Genomic DNA, 18,256 nt, shown 5'->3' with positions numbered 1-18,256 from the left:
CGGTCTCTCGTCGCGCCGTTGTGTCCGCTGAATGTCCTCATGATGCCCTGGCCCGGTCTGCCCGGGCACATGACGATGAAGATCGCACAGAGTAACGCCGCTCACTGCTGGAGCTGGACCGCAGCTCCGTACAAGGCGGGAGCGCAACCGAAGGGAGAAAGACGATGATGCGCAAGAGGACTGCCACAGGCATCCTCGCGGCCGTCGTGGCTGCGACCGGGCTGTGCCTGGCCTTCCCCGGAACCGCAGCCGCGGCAGCTTGCGACGGAGTGGCGCCAACCGGCGGCCTGTCATCGCCATCCGTGTGGTGGTGCGAGGGCTACTACATGACCTGGCAGGAGTGCCGCGACGCGGGGGTGGCGTACGTGGGTGCTCAAGGCGCGAGGGCGTGGGCTTGCGATGAGGTGGGCCCCCCGAACTACCCCTGGGGGCTCAGCATCCTGGACTGAGACAGCGTCGCCGGTCGCCGCTCGTCCATGCCCGTATGAAGGGGCGGCGACCACGGGTGCTGACCAGCGACAGGACAACGGCCCCGAGCGGTGCGACCGGTAGCACCGCAGCGGCAGGCCGGTGAAGCGGGGCTCAGGAGAAGGTGAGGATCCCGGAGTACATGCCCATCCCGCAGACGTAGCGCAGGCTTCCCGGCCGTTGCGGCGGCAGGCGTACGGTGGCCGGCAGCGCGACGTCGCGGCCGTCGATCACGACGGTGTCCGTGCAGCCGTGCTCGGCCACCTTGAAGACGACCTCGACGGGCACGCCCGCGCGGGCCGAGACGATGGCCGGGCGGTAGCCGTCGCGGGTGGCCCAGACCGTGACGGTCTGGCCTCCGGGCCCGGTGACCGCCTGCGCGGGATCGGGGGCGGGCAGCCAGCCGCCGAGGCTGACCCCCGAGCCGGCGGTCCAGAGCCCGGCGGCGATCGCGGCGACCCCGGCGAGCCTGGCCAGCCGGGTGCGGGAGACGCGCCGGAGCACGTAGCCGAGCAGCGCGAACGCCGGCGCCGTACCGATGACGAACCCCGCCATGGCCGCCGCCCCCGCCACCGGGGACCCGCTGGAGACCGCGACCAGCTCCACGCCGAGCGTCACGCCGCAGGGCACCAGAATGGTGGCCGCGCCCAGCAGCGGCGCCTTGTACCTGGCCAGAACCCCGAACGGAGCCCCCGGAGGAGCCTCGGACGGCGGCTCCGACGGAGCCCCGGGCGGAGCCGCCGCGCAGCCGGCGTGCCCGCGCCGTATGAGGCGGACCGCGAAGACGATCACCGTGAGGCCGGCCACGACGAGCAGCACGGCCCGCGCCCGCGGCGGCAGGGTGACGGCCGAGCCGAGCAGCCCCAGCAGCGCGCCGGCGATCGTGTGGGAGGCCAGCCGGCCGGCGAGGAACCACGCCACGAGCGCGGGATCACGCCCGTGGCGGCCGCCGGCCAGTCCCATCAGCAGCCCGCCCTGTGCGGCGGTGCACGAGGCGGTGCCGGCCACGAGCCCGGCGGTGATCCCACCGGCGAGCAGGGCGGCGGCGCTCACGCTCAGCGGGCGAGCGCGGCGCGGCCGGTGAGCGTACGGCGGAAATCGGTGATGGACCGCATTCTTGTCCCCACTCTCTACGAAGCCCGTACACGCAACGTAACCCGGCCGGCCGCATGCGGCGAGTGACAGTTGTCGCACCGACGGTGATGTTTGGGTGGAAGCGACGCAAGGCCCGGGTTACGGAGGTTCGGGCCACTGCGGGGTGGGGTCGCGCTCGGCACACGAACCGCCGCTTGAGCTATACGGGAATCGCCGGATCTCAGGCCGGGGGGCAAGTCACGATGCCCCGCCCTTGAGAACGGAGAGCTTCTCGTAGTATTCGTCGTCGCCCATCTCGCCGCGGGCGTACCGCTCGGCGAGAATCCGCTCCGCGGACGCGGTGGGCGACCCGGCAGATCCGGCAGGCCCGGCGTGGTGAGCCTGCCGAGGGCCCCACCAGCCCTTGCGCCGGGCGGTGATGGCGAGCGCCACGACGCCGACCCAGAACAGGCCCCAGAACAGCGGGATGATCGGCCAGAACGCGCCGGAGCCGCCCCAGTGGGGCGCCAGCAGTGCGATGGTGTTCATGTCTCTCCTCCTTGACGGTTGCCTCCAGAATCCGCCAAGGGGCCGTCCGGTGAATCGCACGCCGGGTCCTGTTTCCCCTGCGCCCGAGGGAGTGTTCAGGGCAGGCCGGCGTACGCCCGCAGAGGTAGGCGCGGCGCCTGACCTCGTCCGCTCGTCCGCCCGCGGAGTCGCCTCGTCCGTACGTCCGCGATCTGCGGAGGTCGGCGCGGTGCTTCGCCTGGTCCGTTGTCCGCGACCCGATGAGGGAAACGTGGCGCTCCGCCGTCCGCGAGCCCGGGATCAGAACACGCAGAACTCGTTGCCCTCCGGGTCGGCCATGACCACCCAGTCGTCGCGGGTGGCCACCACCGTGGCGCCCAGCTCGGTGAGGCGGGCGATCTCGGCGTCGGGGTCGTCGGAGTCGACGTCGAGGTGGAGCCGGTTCTTGACCACCTTGTGCTCCGGCACGTGCTGGAACCACAGCCGGGGCGGCCCGCCCTCGACCAGCACCGTCGGGTCGTCCTCCGGGTCGTCGATCCCGTTGGCGCGCAGCCGCGCGAGCTCGGCCTCGTCGTAGGGGGCCACCGCGTAGCCGTCGAGCGTCGCCGCCCAGAACCTCGCCAGTGAGGCCGGGTGCCGGCAGTCGACCACCACGTCACGCAGCTTGGCCATGACGTTTCCTCGCTTCGATCAGGAACCTGGCGGAGTGGGCCACGAACGGTCCTTCGCTTTCGATCCGGTCGTGCAGCGCGCGCAACCTCTCCTGGTGGCGTTCGACGGAGAAGCCCGGCACGATCCAGATGACCTTGCGCAGGAAGTAGACGACCGCGCCGATGTCGCGGAACTCCATGCGCAACCGCTCCGACCGCAGATCGACCACTTCGAGCCCGGCGGCCTCGGCCTCCTGCCCGACCTGCTCGGGGTCGCGGGCCGAGCCGTCGAGCGGGCCGAGGAAGAATTCCGCGAGCTCGAACACGCTCCTGGGCCCGACCTGCTGGGAGAGGTAGGAGCCGCCGGGCCGCAGCACGCGGGCGATCTCGTTCCACCACGTCTGCACGGGGTGGCGGCTGGTCACCAGGTCGAAGACGTTGCTCGCGAACGGCAGGCGCGGCTCCTCGTCGTCGGCCACCACCCAGGCGCCGCGCCGGCGCAGCCGGGAGGCGGCCAGCTTGAGGTTGGGCGGCCACGACTCGGTGGCCACGGTGACCGGCGGCAGCGTGGGCACCCCGGCCAGGATCTCGCCGCCGCCCGTCTGGATGTCGAGCGCGGACCCGACCGTCGCCAGGCGCTCGCCGAGGAGCCTGGCGTAGCCCCATGACGGGCGCTCCTCGGTGGCCCGGCCGTCGAGCCAGGAGAAGTCCCAGCCGTCCACGGAGACGCCGGCCGCGTCCTGGACGAGGTCGTCATACGTGCGCCGCATCCTCCGACCCTGTCAGGGGCGGAGCCCGGCGTTCAACCATATTTCGTCATGCGAGGCGGCGAGCCGATCTGGATGTCCAGCACGGTCACGCAGGCCAGGCCGGCCGAGCGGTACCGCGCCGGCCGGGCCCGGAGCGGTGTCCACCTGGTTCACCCCTTAGAGCGCGTACATGGTTTCGAGATCCAGGAGGTGCACCTGCCCGTCCGCAGCGGCCGTCTCCAGGTCGGAGGAGAATCCGTCCCGTGAGAAGAGCGCAAATGAGGCGTCTCCAGCGTCCCAGCCGAGCGACAGGAGCAGTTCGCGTAGGTGCCGCAATCTGTGGAGGTCGGCCATCGTACGGGTCTTGTTGGTGCACTTGGCTTCACCGATCAGGGTGATGCGCGCGCTCTTCGACCGGGGCAGCGCCGTCCGGCTGACGGCCATGATGTCCACCTCGTGGCCACGGTGTTCCCTGCAGGCGACCTCCGTCGTGCCGACGTGGCCGATGTCGTCCAGACCTGTCTCCGCGCCGTGCAGGCGCACCCATGTGCGGGCTGTTTCCTCGAAGTGCGGGCCGAGGATCTTGTCGGAGAAGGTCTTACGCGAACGGTCCCAGACCACCCGGGCCTGGCGCATCTCCAGGGCGCTGACGTTCGGCTGGACGATCAGGTTGTGGAATCTCACTGTCGGGTCGGCGATGGTGATCGTGGGGCGGCGCTGCCGCAGGAGGTCCTGCTCGTGCCGGAGGAAGCCGCCGTCCTTCATGACGTTCAGGTGGTACGTCAGAGCCTTGGCGTCCATGCCGACCAGGCCGCCGATCTGGTTGGGGGAGGTCGCTCCCATGGCGACCGCCCACCAGATCGCGTTGTAGATGGCGCGGTCACGGATGCGGGGGTCCTCCGCGAGGAGATAGTCGGGTTCGGTGAACAGAACGTGTGATGGGTTGAGTATGGTCCGCTCCAGCCAGTGGAAAAGCCCTTTCGCGCCAGGTTCGGGCGGATCGCCCACGATGTCGCGGTAGCCCGGCGCGCCTCCCAGCACCGCGTCGATGAGAAAGGCGGTCCGCGGGTCGGTCTCCCAGTATTTCGCGGCGTCTCGGAAGCGGAACTGGCCGATGCGCAGGTCGAGGACCGCTCTTCCCCGCAGCGCCTGATCGCCCGCGAGCAGGGAGGACATGATGGAGATCGCCGAGCCGCACAGGATGAGCTTGAAAGGCGGATGGCCCTTGCGAGGTCCGCGTTTGTCGTAGAGAGCCTGGATGGCGGAGGGCAGTTCCGGTGAATGATCCGCCAGATACGGAAACTCGTCCATGACCAGCAGCGGCGGACGGCCTGTTGTTCTGCTTGACAGGGCGTCCACCGCGGTGTCGAGCGCTGTCACCCAGTCAGGAAAGGCGCCGAGGCGATAACCGAGGGCTTGTGACAGGGAATCGGAGAATCGTGTCAGCGCCGCGGCTCTGTTCTGCCTGAGAGCCACGGTGTAGACCCCGCTCGCCGCTTCACACAGGTGCTCCAGGAGGAACGACTTGCCGTGACGGCGGCGTCCGCGTACGACGCCGATGCGCAGACCTGGTGTGGGATCGGTGGCGAACTGGACTAGATCGTTCCATTCGTCGACCCGATCGAACACCGCGCTCGGTTTGGTGACCTCCATGGAGGTCACCTTAGCCAAAACGCAGTTAGCCTAACTCGATTTTGGCTAGCCGACCTCAGGCCCACCCGGGCTTCACCAGCCCCGACTCGTAGGCGATGACGACGAGCTGAGCGCGGTCGCGGGCGTGCAGCTTCATCATGGCCCGGCTCACGTGCGTCTTGGCCGTGGCCGGCGACATGAACAGCTTGGCCGCGATCTCGTCGTTGGTCATGCCGGTGCCGACCAGGGCGAGCACCTCCCGCTCGCGCTCGGTGAGCTGGTCGAGCCCGTCGACGGCGACCGGGGCCTTGGCGCGGGTGGCGTACTCCGCGATCAGGCGGCGGGTCACACTGGGCGACAGCAGCGCCTCGCCGGCCGCGACCACCCGGACGGCCTGGATCAGCTCGGCCGGCTCGGTGTCCTTGACGAGGAAGCCGCTGGCGCCGCCGCGCAGCGCCTCGAAGACGTACTCGTCCAGCTCGAACGTCGTCAGGATGATGATGTGCGGCCCCGGCGGCATCTGGCGGGTGGCGGTCAGCCCGTCGGTGCCCGGCATGCGGATGTCCATCAGCACCACGTCGGGCTGGTGCTCGCCCGCCAGCCGCACCGCCTCCGCGCCGTCGGAGGCCTCGGCCACCACGGTCATGTCGGGCTGGGCGTCGAGCAGCGCCTTGAAGCCCGCGCGCACCAGTGCCTGGTCGTCGGCCAGCAGCACCTTGATCATGGGGTCTCCTCGGGTAGGGGGAGCCGGGCCTCGACCTGGAAGCCGGTGCCTGACGGGCCTGCGACCAGCGTGCCGCCGAGGGCGGAGGCCCGCTCGCGCATGCCGGGAATGCCGTTGCCGCTGCCGGCCTCGGACAGGAGGGGGACGTCCGTCGCGCCCGTGTCGGCCACCGCGACGACCAGCTCGTGCGCGCCGTATTCCAGGCGCACGGTGACGTCGGAGCCGGGGGCGTGCCGGGCGGCGTTGGTGAGCGACTCCTGCACGATCCGGTACGCGGCCCGCTCCACCTGGGACGGAAGCGGCCGTGAGCCGACGCGTTCGAGCGTCACCTTCACCCCGGAGCGCTCCACCAGGTCGTCGAGGCGGTCGAGCCCGGAGGTGGGGGCACGGGGGGCGCCCTCGCGCAGGACGTTCAGCACCGAGCGCATCTCGCCGAGCACCTCCTTCGACGCCGTCTTGATGGTGGACAGGGCGGTCCTCGCCTGCTCGGGGTTGGCGTCGATGAGGTGCAGCGCGGTGGAGGCCTGCACGTGGATGAGGGAGATGTTGTGCGCGAGCACGTCGTGCAGCTCCTGCGCCATGGTCAGGCGCTCCTCGCTGGCCTGCCGCCTGGCCTCCTCCTCCGCCGTGCGCTCGCGCTCGGCCCGGCGTTCCCTGATGATCCTGACCAGCTCGGCCAGCACCATGAGCAGCATGATGAAGGTCAGGATCCACACGCTGTGGAGGACGTCGCGGTTGCCCATCAGCCAGGCGTAGGCGATGAACGACACCAGCGTCGCCGCCGCCATGATCCAGGCCATCAGCCGCCTGCCCCGCGTGACGAGCAGGAACAGCAGGACGGCCGGGCTGATGAAGCTGGGGCCGTAGGCGTACCCGGCGATCAGGAACAGGTCGTTGGCGGCCAGCGCGACGGCGGTCGTGAGCAGCGGGAAACGCCGGTGCAGCAGGATCGCCAGCGGCCCGACCAGCAGCAGCCCGTAGGCGTAGGGGTCGAGCGGCTCCCTGAAGGACCGCTGCCCCCAGGACGCGCCCTTGGCGATCACGAACTGGGCGGCGGCCACGATCAGGGCGAGGTAGGGGTCGAATCCGTACTTCCCGCGCACGTCATCCACGCTAGATCAATGCTTTGACCAGCGCATCATCCCTGTGTGTGAGGGGGCCCTACCACGACGGGCGTACCTGGGTCATCGTGGACACCATGCGCCGAGTGATCGTTCCCGCAGCAACAGTCCTCGTCTTGCTCGTGCCGGCGGCACCCGCGCCGGCTCAGCCCCAGCAGAAGGCACCGGTCGCGGAGGGGTACGGCGGCGCCGTGGCCACCGTCGACCTCGACGCCTCCAAGGCCGCCGTCTCCGTGCTCAGGAAGGGTGGCAACGCCATGGACGCCGCCGTCGCCGCGGGCGCGGTGCTCGGCGTCACGGAGCCGTACTCCTCGGGCCTGGCCGGCGGCGGCTTCATGGTCTACTACGACGCCGGGAAGCGGAAGGTCTTCACGATCGACGGCCGCGAGACAGCGCCCCGGGCGATGACCGCGACGACGCTGGAGGGCATCCCGTTCGAGGAGGGCGTCACCAGCGGCCTGTCCGCCGGAGTGCCGGGCACGGTCGCGAACTGGGACCTCGCCCTGCGGAAGTTCGGCACGATGTCGCTCGGCCAGGCGCTGCGCCCCGCCATCGAGGTGGCGTCGAAGGGCTTCGTCGTCGACCAGACCTTCCACGACCAGACCGCCGCCAACGCCGACCGCTTCAAGGACTTCACCTCCACCGCCAAGCTGTACCTCCCGAACGGCGCCCCGCCGCCCGTCGGCTCGGTCTTCAGGAACCCGGAGCTCGCGGCCACGTACCGCGAGCTGGCCAGGCGCGGCCCCCGCTGGTTGTACGGCGGGCAGCTCGGCAAGGAGATCGTGGCCACCGTCAAGCGCCCGCCGGTCACCCCCGGCAGCACCCGCAACGTCCGGCCCGGCCTGATGGAGCTGTCCGACCTGCACGCCTACCGGGCGCTGCTGCGCGAGCCCACGAAGGTCTCCTACAGGGGCATGGACGTGTACGGCATGGCCCCGCCGTCCTCCGGCGGCTCCACGGTCGGGGAGGCGCTCAACATCCTGGAGGCCCTGCCCGAGGTCGGCCTGCACGAATATCTGGAGGCGTCCAGGCTGGCCTTCGCCGACCGCGGCGCGTACGTCGGCGACATCCCCGGAGTGCCGCTCAAGCAGTTGTTGTCCGACGGCTTCGCCAAGGAGCGGGCCTGCCAGATCGGCGACACGGCGATGGCGCACCCGGCCGCGCCCGGCAACCCTGACGGCTCGTACGAGCCCTGCCCGCAACCTACGGGCAGCGCCGCGCCGATCGCGAAGGAAGGCCCCGAGACCACCCACCTGGTCGTCGCCGACCGCTGGGGCAACGTGGCGGCCTACAACCTGACCATCGAGTCGACCGGTGGCAACGGCATCGTCGTGCCGGGGCGGGGCGTGCTGCTCAACAACGAGCTGACCGACTTCACGTTCGGCCCGGCGCCCGGCGACCCGAACCTGCCGGGCCCCGGCAAGCGGCCGCGCTCGTCGATGGCGCCGACGCTGGTGTTCGACCACGGCAGGCCGGTGCTGGCGGCCGGCTCGCCGGGCGGCTCGACCATCATCACGACCGTGCTGCAGATCCTGGTCAACCGGTACGAGTTCGGCATGAGCCTGCCGGACGCGCTGGCCGCGCCGCGCGCCACCCAGCGCAACACCGAGCAGACGCAGGCCGAGCAGGCGTTCCTGGACGAGCACGGGGCCGAGCTGGAGGCCAGGGGGCACGGCTTCGCGCTCAACCCGGAGATCGGCGCCGCCACGGCGCTGGAGTTCCTCGGCAGGGGCCGGATCCAGGCCGTGGCCGAGCCGAGCCGCCGGGGCGGCGGCAGCGCGATGGTCGTGCAGCCGGCTAGAAGATGAGCTGGTAGGCGCCGGGTTTCACCTTCCGCGTACGCGCCCAGTACTCGAAGGTGAAGCCCGGCCAGATCGTCCTGTTCACTCCGTGCTCGTCCAGATACCAGGATCGGCAGCCGCCCGCGTTCCACACGAGCGGGTCGAGCCGTTGGCGCAGCCTCCGGTCGAACGCCCGCTGCGCCTGCGGCCTGACGTCGAGGGCTCTGGCCCGGGTCCTGGACAGCAGGCGCAGGCAGCCGATCACGTAGCGGACCTGCGACTCGATCATGAAGGCGACGGAGTTGTGCCCGAGGCCGGTGTTGGGGCCGAGCAGGAAGAACAGGTTGGGGAAGCCGGAGGTGGTGATGCCGTAGTAGGTCTGGATGCCGTGCTGCCAGGCTTCCTGGATCTTCACGCCGCCCCTGCCGACGATGTGCTGCTCGGCGAGCGAGTCCAGCACCCGGAAGCCGGTGCCGTAGATGATCGCGTCGGCGGGGTGCTCGTGGCCGGCGGCGTCCACGATCGAGTGCGGCCTGATCTGTGTGATCTCGTCGGTGACCAGGTTGACGTCGTCCCTCATCAGGGCCGGGTAGTAGTCGCTGGAGATCAGGATGCGCTTGCAGCCGATGAGGTAGTCGGGGGTGAGCCTGCGGCGCAGGTCGGGGTCGGGGACCTGGGCGGCCAGGTGCCTGAGCGCCAGCTTCTCGTGCGCCTTCATCAGGCGCGGGTCGACGGCGAATCCGAGCGCGCGCGACTCCAGGGCCCAGTAGAGGGCGGTGCGCAGCGTCCTCGCCATGCCGGGCAGGCGCAGGATGTCGCGCGCGCGGGGCGGGATGGCGAGGTCGGGTTTGGGGTGCAGCCAGGGCGCCGTGCGCTGGAAGACGGTGAGTTCGCGGGTGACGGGGGCGATCTGGGGGACGAACTGCACGGCGGAGGCGCCGGTGCCGATGACGGCGACCCGTTTGCCGGTCAGGTCGACGGTACGGTCCCAGGCGGCGGAGTGCATGGCCGGTCCGGCGAACGACTCGCGTCCCGAAATTTCGGGGTATTTGGGGATGTGCAGGGCGCCGATCGCGGAGACCACGGCGTTCGCCCGCAGCGTGGCGCCGTCGTCCGTGGTGACCGTCCAGTCGCGGCGGGCGTCGTCGTACTCGAGCGCGGTGACGTGCTTGCCGTACCGGATGTGCGGGGTCACGCCGTACCTGTCCGCGCATGACCGCAGGTAGTCGTGGATCTCCCGCTGCGGCGCGAACATCCGCGACCAGTCCGGATTGAGGTCGAACGAGTAGGAGTACATGTGCGACGGCACGTCGCACGCGCATCCGGGATAGGTGTTGTCGCGCCAGGTGCCGCCCAGGTCGCTGGCCTTCTCCAGGATGACGAAGTCGTGGTGGCCGGCTTCTTTGAGCTTGATGGCCATGCAGACGCCGGCGAGACCGGCGCCGACGATCACTATTCCAGCCATGTGACCTCCGCGGCGCACCTATTGGACGGTAAGTCCAATGTACGGAGCGGTCGCCGATCAGGTCCAGGGTGAAAACCATCACAGGAACGACGAAAACCCGCCACGGCCTCCGCGGCGGGTCGTCCTGGCCGGATGCCTACTGGAGCAGGAGGAAGGCGGCGACGCCGACGATCACGACCGCGACGACGACGGCGATGATGGGAACGATGGGCGACTTCTTCGGCGGGACCGAGGCTTCCTGCTCGCGCCGCTGCGCGAACGCGCGGAACTGCTGGGTGTTGCCCGCCGGGTCGATATGCTGGTCAGACATGAGTAGCAGCTTAGCGTGAGCGCCTGTGACATTTGCGGAGTTTGGCGGGATCTGCAGGGGTGGGGCGCGCCCTGCCGCAGGGGCGGCCTGATTAGGGGACCACCCCACCCGGCGGATAGTTTTGACAGCATGCTGAGGACCCTGCTCTCCCCGCGCATGCTGGGGCTGCACCTGCTGACCATCGGGGTCCTCATCGCGTTCATCCTGCTCGGCCGCTGGCAGCTCGGCGTCTTTCACGACTCGGGGAAACCGCGCGCCTCCACCGACCCCGCGCCTGTCGCGGTCACCACGCTCGCCCAGGTGAGCTCCCAGCTGAACGGCGAGGCCGTCGGCCGCAGGGTCACGGCGGAGGGCTCCTACGACGCCGGCCGCCAGCTCCTGGTGGCCGACCGGCGGCCCGACGTCGACGCCCCCGGCGGCAATGTCTCCCGCGACCACGGCTACTGGGTGCTCACGCCCCTCCGGCTCGACGACGGCACGCTGATGCCGGTGGTGCGCGGCTGGGTGAAGACGCCGGGCGACCCCGCGGTGGCGGCCGTTCCCGAGGGCCGGATCGCGGTGTCGGGGAGGCTGCGCCCGCAGCAGGGCACCGACAGCGTGCAGCGCCGCGGCGAGGGGCTGCCGGCCGGTCAGGTGCAGACGGTGTCCACGGGCGAGCTGATCAACCTGTGGACGGGGCAGAAGGTGCGCGCCGGCTATGTCGTGGCGCAACCGCCGTCGGGCTCGCTGGCACAGGTCAAGGTAGCCCCGCCCGTGGTCGGCGGCACGCTCACCTGGCGTAACCTCGCTTACGCCGCCAACTGGTGGATCTTCGCCGGATTCGCCGTTTTCATGTGGTTCCACTTCGTACGCGATGCCGTGCGAGCGGATCGGGAACGTGGCAAGTCCCCTGAGATGGCTCTGGAAGGTTAAATCGTGGAATCGGCTCTGAAGCCCTTCCGGGTGCTGGCTTACGTGGTCGGCGTCATGCTGCTGGTGTTGTGCGTCGGCATGGTGCTGCGTTACGGCTTCGACGAGGCGGCCCTGTCGAAGATCATTGCCCCCATCCATGGCGGGCTCTACATGATCTATCTCGTCACCGTCATGAACCTGGGCATGAAGGCACGCTGGACGTGGCCGTACATGCTCGGTGTCATGCTGGGCGGCACGGTGCCGTTCCTGTCGTTCTACGTCGAGCGCAGGGTGACCCAGCGGGTGCAGGCGGCGCTGACCGCGGCGGAGGCCTGAGGCCTCCGCCGGGCGGGCTCAGCGGCCGATGCCGCGCTTGCGCGCCCTCTTGAGGCGCTCGCGCTGCGACGGGTCGAGCATCAGGTAACCGATCACCGGAGCGGCGACCACGCCGAGGACAACCAGCAGGGTGACAAAGCCGGTGCCAAAGATCATCAGTGACAGCAGGACCGCGGCGCCCGCACCGATGGCGTACTTCTGGACTGGCGACATCCTCAACATCCTCCGAACGCGGAGCGCGCGCCCCGCCTCTTCCACATTGTGCGTCGCCTGTCCAACGAGTGGGGCCGCCGTCGTTGTTCCGCTCGCGATGTATCGCAATCGTTGCGCAGGCTTTCACCCCCGTTGAGCCATGATCGCGAGAAGGTCGGAGCGAAGCTCCTCGGGGGTCGGACGGTCCTGCGGATGCCCCGCCAGCAGCCGTAACAGGACAGGCGCCAGCGCTCCCGCCCTCGTCAGCCGCGCGCCAGGGGCGGGGGGAGCACCCTCGACCGCGGTGAAGAGCGTCGCGCCCAGCGACCACAGATCGGCCCCCTGGCTCTGGGCGGCCTCGGGGGCGGTGTAGGCGGGGAGCGTGCCGGCACGCAACAGCGGCAGGAGCCGCGCCCGCCCGCTGCCGTCGATCATGACGTTGCCCGGCTGCACCCCGCCGTGGAACTCGCCGACGGCCAGCAGGCGGTCGAGCAGGGCCAGCCCGATCGCGGCCGCGCCCGCGGGCGGCAGCGGGCCCGAGGCCGCGATCACCGCGTCGAGCGGGCGGTCCACGGCCAGCCGGTCGAGCGTCTCGCGCACGACGTCCATCGGTGGCGCCCCCGCCGGGTGCAACATCGCCCTGACCAGGGACCTGAGCGGGTCGGCGCCCTCGGCGGGCATCTGCCCGGGCGGTCGGCCCTCGATCGCGAAGTGCAGCGTGGCGGCCATCGACCACAGGTCGGCGGACGGCAGCATGCTGAGGCTGGGAAAGCCGAACCCTGTGAGCACCGCCCGGCCCGTCGTGGTGAGCAGCACGTTGCCGGGATCGACCCGCCCGTGCACGACGCCCGCCTCGTGCGCGGTGGCCAGCGCCGACAGGACGCACACCCCGACCCTCGCCGCCTGCTGGACGGGCAGCGGCCGGCGGGAACGCACGGCCTGCTCCAGCGAGGCGCCCGAGACGAACTCCATCACCAGCCACGGCGTGCGATCCTCGATCACGACGTCCAGCACCCGCACGATCGAGGCGTGCCGCAGCGTGGTGGCCCGGCGGGCCTCGTGCAGCGCGGCGTCGCGCAGCTCGGCGGGCACGCGCAGCCGCCTGACCGCGACGTCACGATGGCGCACCTCGTCGAAGGCCAGGAGGACGGACCCCGCGCCCAGGGGGTTGAGCAGCCGGTAGCGGCCGGCCAGCCTGCTGGTCTCACCCATCTCGAGGTGCACGATAGCGCCCGTGCGCACGCGTGGCCATCATGCGTGATCGCCCGCCAGCCAGGCCCTGTGCGCCTCGTCGATCTTGCGCCAGAGCTTCTCCTTCTCCTGGGTGCTCGCGTCGTCGAGCGGCAGCGCGAACACGTCCGCCAGGGCCGCGAAATAGTCGCGGGCCGTTTCCAGGATGATCGTGTGTTCGCCCGTCCCCACGCGGCGCAGCTCCAGCCCGCGCAGGAGGTCGACGCCCGAGCCGTCGCGCCGTTGCACGACGGCGACCCGGACGAACCCGGACGTCGGGGACGTCGTCAAATGGTCATGCATACTGACGAAGGCCGACATATCCGTGGGCGCCGGATCAAAGTCCATACCTTCGAACGAACCACTCGGATCGTGGTCGAACCGCCAGCCGCCGGACGCGACCTCCGAGGGGCGCAACCCGTACGTGAAGGGGCCCTGCCGGTAGGAGCCGGCGACCAGCGGGAGCGGCTCGTGCAGGCCGTCGCCGAGCCCGACGTCGACCAGCCACTCGCCGCCCGGGTTGCCGTCAGAGGGCAGGCCGCGCACGGTGAGCACCAGGTGGTTGCCGGTGATGCCCGGCTCGGCGCCCCGGTTCTGGACGCCGCCGACATGCCGGGTCACGTCGTAGCCGAGCGTCCTGATCAGCTCGGAGAACGCGCCGTTGAGGTGGTAGCAGTAGCCGCCCCGGCCGCGGATGATCCGCTCCGCCGACTCGGCGGGATCGACGGTGGTGGGGCGGCCCAGCCAGATCTCCAGGACCTCGTACGAGACCCGTTCGACGTGCGCGGCGTGCAGAGCCCGCAGATTCTCAACGCTGACGGGAGCGCCGAGCAGGCCGGGCAGGCCGAGGCGGCGCAGATATGCGGCGGTGTTCACCCGCCCAGTCTGCACCGGATGTGCACAGATTCAGCAGTGTCGTCTGCACAGCGCGCTTCTAGGCTTCCGTACGTGGCAGAGCAGCGGCGCATCCTCGTGGTCGAGGACGATGTGACGATCGCCCTGGCCGTCAGGAACAGGCTGGCGGCCGAGGGCTTCGACGTCAGGGTGGCGGGCGACGGGCAGGACGCCCTCGTCCAGTACGGCAGGGCCGAACCCGACCTGGTGATCCTCGACCGGCTGCTGCCCGGTCTCGACGGATTGGAGGTGTGCCGTCGGATGCAGGCGGCCAGGCCGGTGCCCGTGCTCATGCTGACCGCGCTCGGCGACGAGACCGACGTGCTCGTCGGGCTCGGCGTCGGGGCGGACGACTACCTGGCCAAGCCGTTCAGCATGCGCGAGCTGGTCGCGCGGATCCACGCGCTGCTGCGCAGGGTCGAACGCGCCTCCCAGCTCGCCGTCGAGGACACCGTGATCAGGGTCGGTGAGGTCGAGATCGACACCGCGGCCCGCAGGGTGTTCGTGCGCGGCGCGGAGGCGCAGCTCACCAGGACGGAGTTCGACCTGCTGCGGCGCCTGGCCGAGCGGCCGGGACAGGTCTTCGAGCGCGACCGGCTGCTGTCCGACGTGTGGGGCTTCTCCGAAGCCGCCGCGACCAGGACCGTCGACAGCCACGTACGGGCGCTGCGCCGCAAGCTCGGCTCCGACGTGGTGCGCACCGTCCACGGCGTCGGCTACGCGCTGGTGCGCCAATGAGGCCGCTCGACTTCCTCGGCCGGATCAAGGTCAAGCTCGGCATCGTCATCGTGCTGGCCGTGGGCACGGCGTTCGTGGTGAACGAGGTCGGCATCGCCTCCGGCCTGGCCGGCGAGGTGCGCATCGCGGTCGCCGTCGTCCTGGCGTTGATCATGGTGCAGGTGCTGGCCATGGGCATGACCAAGCCGCTGCGCCAGATGGCCAGCGCCGCCCAGACGATCGCCAAGGGCAGCTACACGCTGCGCGTCAGCGCCACCTCGCGCGACGAGGTGGGGGAGCTGGCCAGGGCGTTCAACGCGATGGCGGCCGACCTCGGCGAGGTCGACCGGCAGCGGCGCGAGCTGGTCGCGAACGTCAGCCACGAGCTCCGCACGCCCATCACCGGGCTCCGCGCCATCCTCGAGAACGTCGTGGACGGCGTCTCCGCGCCCGACCCCGTCACCATGTCCACCGCGCTCGCCCAGACCGAGCGGCTCGGACGGCTCGTCGCCCAGCTGCTCGACCTGTCGCGGCTGGACTCCGGGGTACGCCTCATCGAGCCCGAGCCCGTCGAACTGGCGCGGCTCGTCGAGCAGGCGGTCCGCGAGGCGTCGCTGGCCCGCGACGACGTCACCATCCGGTCGGCGGTCCCGGGCCGGCTGGGGGTGCGCGCCGACCCCGACCTGCTCGCCCAGGTCCTGTCCAACCTCCTCGACAACGCCGTACGCCACAGCCCGCCGGGCGGCGTGGTCACCGTCAGCGGCGCCGAAGAGGGCGACGCGGTACGGCTCGCCGTCACCGACCCGGGGCCCGGCATCCCGGCGGCGGCCAGGGAACGCGTCTTCGAACGCTTCTCCCGGCTGGACGCGGGACGCACCGCCGACGCGGGGGGCGCGGGACTGGGGCTGGCCATCGTGAAGGAGATCGTCGAGCTGCACGGGGGTTCCATCCGCATCGACGACTGGCCGGGGTGCCGGATGGTCGTCGAGTTACCAGGGAGGACGACGATGGCGGACACGCCATTGGAACACGAACGAATCACGGGGGACGAACGGTCGCCGGCCGTTGAGAGCAAGGCGGTGGAAAGGGTTGTCGCCGATCCAGGAGCGGACACCGCATCGGCGCCCGAGACCGCTCCCGCGTCGGGGGGCGCTCCGACACCTGAGGCCGTTTCCGCGCCGGACGCCGCTTCCGCACCGGGTGCCGTTCCGGGGATGGTCGCGGGACGGGGGACCGACGTTGCGGAGGGCGCGGTCGCGACGGCGGACGACGGAAGGTCACAGCCGGGATCGCAGAGGGCTCAGGCCGCTCCCGCCGGTGCCGTGATGAGCGTCGCGACCGGCCCGGGTGACAGCGGGGCGCCGGCGCCTGGCGAAGGCACCACGGCATGGTGCGCATCGGAGGCCGGTCGTGGTGACAGGGCTGCTCCGGTGGTGGGAGTGGCGTCCGCTGGCGTCGGGGATGGCCCGCCGGCGGGGGCAGTACCGGCCGGCGGTGGTGTCGAGGGCGCTCCTGCGGCGGACGCCGGTGCCGTCGCGGCGGCCCCGGAGGGTCATGCGGCCGGTGGCGTCGTGGCGACGGCCGGGGGGAGAGCCGTGGACGCGACCGTGCCCGGCGGGTCACCGCCCGTCGGCGCGAGTTACGCCAGGATGATCGGCGGCGGGGTCATCGGGGTGCTGGTCGGGTTCGCGGTGGGGCTGTTCGCCGCCGTGTTCGCCGGCATCGCGGTGGGAGCCGGATTCGCCCTGGTGACGCTCGTCGTGAGCGTCGCCCTCATGGGTGCCGTGGGCGTGGCCATGGGGGCGGGGTCAGCGCGGCGCACCGCGCAGGCGGCGTACCAGGTGGGTCCCTACCAAGGGCAGGCAGGAGGCGCGGGCTGGCAGGCGGGGGCGATGGCCGGCCACGGCGGCGCGGCGACCGGACCGGCACGTCCCGCAGGCGGCCAGGCCGGCCCGGGCGTTCCTGCGGGGCCGGGTGCCTACGCGGGGGCGGGGGGTGGGCCGGTGGGGCCGCCGCCGTACGTGCCGCCGCCGCTGTTCCCCAAGCCCGACCTGCCCGACGCGCCCCGCTGGTTGTTGCCCGCCGCGGTGGGGGCCGGGGTGTTCGCGGCGGTGGCGTTGCCGGAGGCCCAGGTGGGCTTGGGGTTCGTGCTGGTGGCGCTGGTGCTGGGCGCGGCGGCGTTCCCGGCGGTGACGCGGCGGATGACTCCGTGGACGGTGGTGTTCGGGGTGCTGGCGTACTTCCTGATCTCCATGGCGGCGGTGCGCGACGCCGACTGGCTGGTCGGGATCCTGCTCGTGGCGGGGGCCGGGCTGGGCGCGCTGGCGGTCTCCGGGGCGGGCACGGGCTGGCTGGGCGTGATCAGAGGCGGCGTGTCCGTGGTGCTCGCGCTGGGCCCCGTGCACTGGTTCCTGGCCGGGCCGCTGAAGAAGCTGACGGCCAGGCGGCGTGTCATGCCGACGCTGGCCGCCCTGGGCATCACGGCGGTGCTGCTGGCGGTGTTCGGGCTGCTGTTCGCCTCGGCGGACGCGGTGTTCGCCGCCTACCTGGAGCGGGTGACCACCACGCCGGACTGGGCGGAGTCCGCGCCGTTGCGGATCTTCCTGTTCGGGCTCTTCGCCGTGCTGCTGGCCGCCGTGGTGCTGGTCGCGCTGCGGCCGGTGAACGATCCCGTGGGGCCGCAGAAGAAGTTCAGGGTGAGCAGCAGCATCTGGCTGCTGCCGCTCACGGCGGTGAACCTGCTGTTCGCGTCGTTCGTGGCGGTGCAGATCACGGCGCTGTTCGGAGGCGATGCCTGGGTGCTGAGGACGGCGGGGCTGACCTACGCCGAGTACGCCAGGCAGGGGTTCTTCCAGCTGGTCGTGGTCAGCGTGTTCGTGCTGGGCATCGTGGCCGTGGCGGGCGGGCTGCTCAGGGCCGAGCGGCGCGAGCGCTGGGTGCTGGCGGGGCTGCTCGCGATGTTGTGCGGGCTGACGATGGTGGTGCTGGTCTCGGCGCTGCACCGCATGAACCTCTACACCGACGCCTACGGCCTGTCCAGGCTGCGGTTGTCGGTGCAGGCCACGGTCTGGTGGCTGGGGGCGTTGTTCGCGCTGGTGTTGCTGGCCGGGGCGGTACGGTTCGCCGGGCGTGGCTCCGGCGAGCTGCCGCGTACGGTCGTGCTGGTCACCGCGCTCGGCCTGGGCGCGTTCGCGGTGGTGAACCCGGACCTGCAGGTCGCGTACTCGCAGCTGCAGGTGCGCGGCGGCACCCAGCTGGACTCCGACTACCTGGGCGATCTCGGCGCGGAGGCCGTGCCGGCCCTGGACCGGCTGCCCGAGCCGCAGCGCAGTTGCGTGCTCGCCGACGTGGTCGAGGCCAACGGGCTGGACCGCCCCGACCCGTGGAACGGCTGGAACCTCGCCCGCTCGCAGGCCCGCGACCTGCTGGCCGAACATCCGGTCAACGAGTCCGTGGAGTGCGGCCCGAAGCCGTACCGCGGCTCTGATTGAATC

At 71.2% G+C, this 18,256-nt stretch carries 17 protein-coding genes; 5 read left to right on the top strand and 12 right to left on the bottom strand.

Annotated elements, in window-relative coordinates:
- Positions 1–582 precede the first annotated feature (582 nt).
- The 7 genes from ABGA98_RS01510 to ABGA98_RS01480 all read right to left on the bottom strand — a co-directional run bounded on the left by ABGA98_RS01510 (position 583) and on the right by ABGA98_RS01480 (position 6,928).
- A complete protein-coding gene (locus ABGA98_RS01510; RefSeq protein WP_347616340.1) occupies positions 583–1,521 on the bottom strand; it encodes a sulfite exporter TauE/SafE family protein in 939 nt (312 codons plus the stop codon).
- Positions 1,522–1,800: 279 nt separating this feature from the next.
- Positions 1,801–2,091 (bottom strand): SHOCT domain-containing protein, encoded by a 291-nt coding sequence (locus ABGA98_RS01505; protein ID WP_347616339.1) that lies wholly within the window; start codon positions 2,089–2,091, stop codon positions 1,801–1,803.
- Between the two features lie 279 nt (positions 2,092–2,370).
- On the bottom strand, positions 2,371–2,742 hold the full coding sequence (locus tag ABGA98_RS01500) for a VOC family protein (protein WP_347616338.1): 372 nt from the start codon (positions 2,740–2,742) through the stop codon (positions 2,371–2,373).
- The gene (locus tag ABGA98_RS01495; RefSeq protein WP_347616337.1) at positions 2,726–3,490 is read right to left on the bottom strand and encodes a class I SAM-dependent methyltransferase; all 765 of its coding nucleotides are present in this window, start codon (positions 3,488–3,490) and stop codon (positions 2,726–2,728) included. Before ABGA98_RS01495 ends, ABGA98_RS01500 begins: the two co-directional genes overlap by 17 nt.
- Positions 3,491–3,646: 156 nt before the next feature.
- A complete protein-coding gene (locus ABGA98_RS01490) occupies positions 3,647–5,122 on the bottom strand; it encodes an ATP-binding protein (protein ID WP_347616336.1) in 1,476 nt (491 codons plus the stop codon).
- A gap of 55 nt (positions 5,123–5,177) precedes the next feature.
- Entirely contained in the window at positions 5,178–5,825 is a 648-nt protein-coding gene (locus ABGA98_RS01485) for a response regulator transcription factor (protein ID WP_347616335.1), read from the bottom strand.
- Entirely contained in the window at positions 5,822–6,928 is a 1,107-nt protein-coding gene (locus ABGA98_RS01480; RefSeq protein WP_347616334.1) for a histidine kinase, read from the bottom strand. The genes ABGA98_RS01485 and ABGA98_RS01480 overlap by 4 nt, the downstream gene beginning before the upstream one ends.
- Positions 6,929–6,975: 47 nt before the next feature.
- Between ABGA98_RS01480 and ggt the strand changes: the two genes are divergently transcribed.
- Positions 6,976–8,754, top strand: coding sequence for a gamma-glutamyltransferase (gene ggt, locus ABGA98_RS01475; RefSeq protein WP_347616333.1), 1,779 nt, complete (start codon positions 6,976–6,978; stop codon positions 8,752–8,754).
- On the opposite strand, the gene ABGA98_RS01470 is transcribed toward ggt, so the two are convergent.
- Both ABGA98_RS01470 and ABGA98_RS01465 read right to left on the bottom strand, forming a co-directional pair.
- Entirely contained in the window at positions 8,744–10,192 is a 1,449-nt protein-coding gene (locus ABGA98_RS01470) for an NAD(P)/FAD-dependent oxidoreductase (RefSeq protein ID WP_347616332.1), read from the bottom strand. The two genes, ggt and ABGA98_RS01470, sit on opposite strands and share 11 nt — an antisense overlap.
- Before the next feature lie 136 nt (positions 10,193–10,328).
- Positions 10,329–10,502 carry a hypothetical protein gene (locus tag ABGA98_RS01465; RefSeq protein WP_347616331.1) on the bottom strand — a complete coding sequence of 58 codons (174 nt, stop codon included), beginning with the start codon at positions 10,500–10,502 and terminating at the stop codon, positions 10,329–10,331.
- A 129-nt stretch (positions 10,503–10,631) separates the two neighbouring features.
- On the opposite strand from ABGA98_RS01465, the gene ABGA98_RS01460 reads away from it, so the two are divergent.
- Together ABGA98_RS01460 and ABGA98_RS01455 are read left to right on the top strand one after the other, a co-directional pair.
- Positions 10,632–11,414: an SURF1 family protein gene (locus tag ABGA98_RS01460; protein WP_347616330.1), complete on the top strand. Its 783-nt coding sequence runs from the start codon at positions 10,632–10,634 to the stop codon at positions 11,412–11,414.
- Positions 11,415–11,417: 3 nt separating this feature from the next.
- Entirely contained in the window at positions 11,418–11,729 is a 312-nt protein-coding gene (locus ABGA98_RS01455; RefSeq protein WP_347616329.1) for a DUF3817 domain-containing protein, read from the top strand.
- Positions 11,730–11,747: 18 nt separating this feature from the next.
- On the opposite strand, the gene ABGA98_RS01450 is transcribed toward ABGA98_RS01455, so the two are convergent.
- From ABGA98_RS01450 to ABGA98_RS01440, 3 genes are all read right to left on the bottom strand, one after another.
- A complete protein-coding gene (locus tag ABGA98_RS01450) occupies positions 11,748–11,942 on the bottom strand; it encodes a hypothetical protein (protein WP_132340063.1) in 195 nt (64 codons plus the stop codon).
- A gap of 123 nt (positions 11,943–12,065) precedes the next feature.
- Positions 12,066–13,163, bottom strand: a complete 1,098-nt coding sequence (locus ABGA98_RS01445) for a protein kinase (protein ID WP_347616328.1) — start codon at positions 13,161–13,163, stop codon at positions 12,066–12,068.
- A 9-nt stretch (positions 13,164–13,172) separates the two neighbouring features.
- On the bottom strand, positions 13,173–14,027 hold the full coding sequence (locus tag ABGA98_RS01440) for an arylamine N-acetyltransferase (protein ID WP_347616327.1): 855 nt from the start codon (positions 14,025–14,027) through the stop codon (positions 13,173–13,175).
- 96 nt (positions 14,028–14,123) lie between these two features.
- Between ABGA98_RS01440 and ABGA98_RS01435 the strand changes: the two genes are divergently transcribed.
- Positions 14,124–14,783, top strand: coding sequence for a response regulator transcription factor (locus ABGA98_RS01435; RefSeq protein WP_342775717.1), 660 nt, complete (start codon positions 14,124–14,126; stop codon positions 14,781–14,783).
- Positions 14,780–18,253 (top strand): DUF4153 domain-containing protein, encoded by a 3,474-nt coding sequence (locus ABGA98_RS01430; protein ID WP_347616326.1) that lies wholly within the window; start codon positions 14,780–14,782, stop codon positions 18,251–18,253. Before ABGA98_RS01435 ends, ABGA98_RS01430 begins: the two co-directional genes overlap by 4 nt.
- Positions 18,254–18,256: the final 3 nt, after the last annotated feature.

This window comes from Nonomuraea sp. B1E8, from assembly GCF_039871515.1.
Taxonomy (GTDB): domain Bacteria; phylum Actinomycetota; class Actinomycetes; order Streptosporangiales; family Streptosporangiaceae; genus Nonomuraea.
This window is presented reverse-complemented; position numbering and strand designations above follow the sequence as displayed.

What these genes read in the sequence shown, in the direction of transcription:
- ABGA98_RS01505 (WP_347616339.1), bottom strand. Translation starts at nt 2,091, where the DNA reads ATGAACACCATCGCACTGCTGGCGCCCCACTGGGGCGGCTCCGGCGCG.
- ABGA98_RS01500 (WP_347616338.1), bottom strand. Translation starts at nt 2,742, where the DNA reads ATGGCCAAGCTGCGTGACGTGGTGGTCGACTGCCGGCACCCGGCCTCA.
- ABGA98_RS01495 (WP_347616337.1), bottom strand. Translation starts at nt 3,490, where the DNA reads ATGCGGCGCACGTATGACGACCTCGTCCAGGACGCGGCCGGCGTCTCC.
- ABGA98_RS01490 (WP_347616336.1), bottom strand. Translation starts at nt 5,122, where the DNA reads ATGGAGGTCACCAAACCGAGCGCGGTGTTCGATCGGGTCGACGAATGG.
- ABGA98_RS01485 (WP_347616335.1), bottom strand. Translation starts at nt 5,825, where the DNA reads ATGATCAAGGTGCTGCTGGCCGACGACCAGGCACTGGTGCGCGCGGGC.
- ABGA98_RS01470 (WP_347616332.1), bottom strand. Translation starts at nt 10,192, where the DNA reads ATGGCTGGAATAGTGATCGTCGGCGCCGGTCTCGCCGGCGTCTGCATG.
- ABGA98_RS01465 (WP_347616331.1), bottom strand. Translation starts at nt 10,502, where the DNA reads ATGTCTGACCAGCATATCGACCCGGCGGGCAACACCCAGCAGTTCCGC.
- ABGA98_RS01460 (WP_347616330.1), top strand. Translation starts at nt 10,632, where the DNA reads ATGCTGAGGACCCTGCTCTCCCCGCGCATGCTGGGGCTGCACCTGCTG.
- ABGA98_RS01450 (WP_132340063.1), bottom strand. Translation starts at nt 11,942, where the DNA reads ATGTCGCCAGTCCAGAAGTACGCCATCGGTGCGGGCGCCGCGGTCCTG.
- ABGA98_RS01430 (WP_347616326.1), top strand. Translation starts at nt 14,780, where the DNA reads ATGAGGCCGCTCGACTTCCTCGGCCGGATCAAGGTCAAGCTCGGCATC.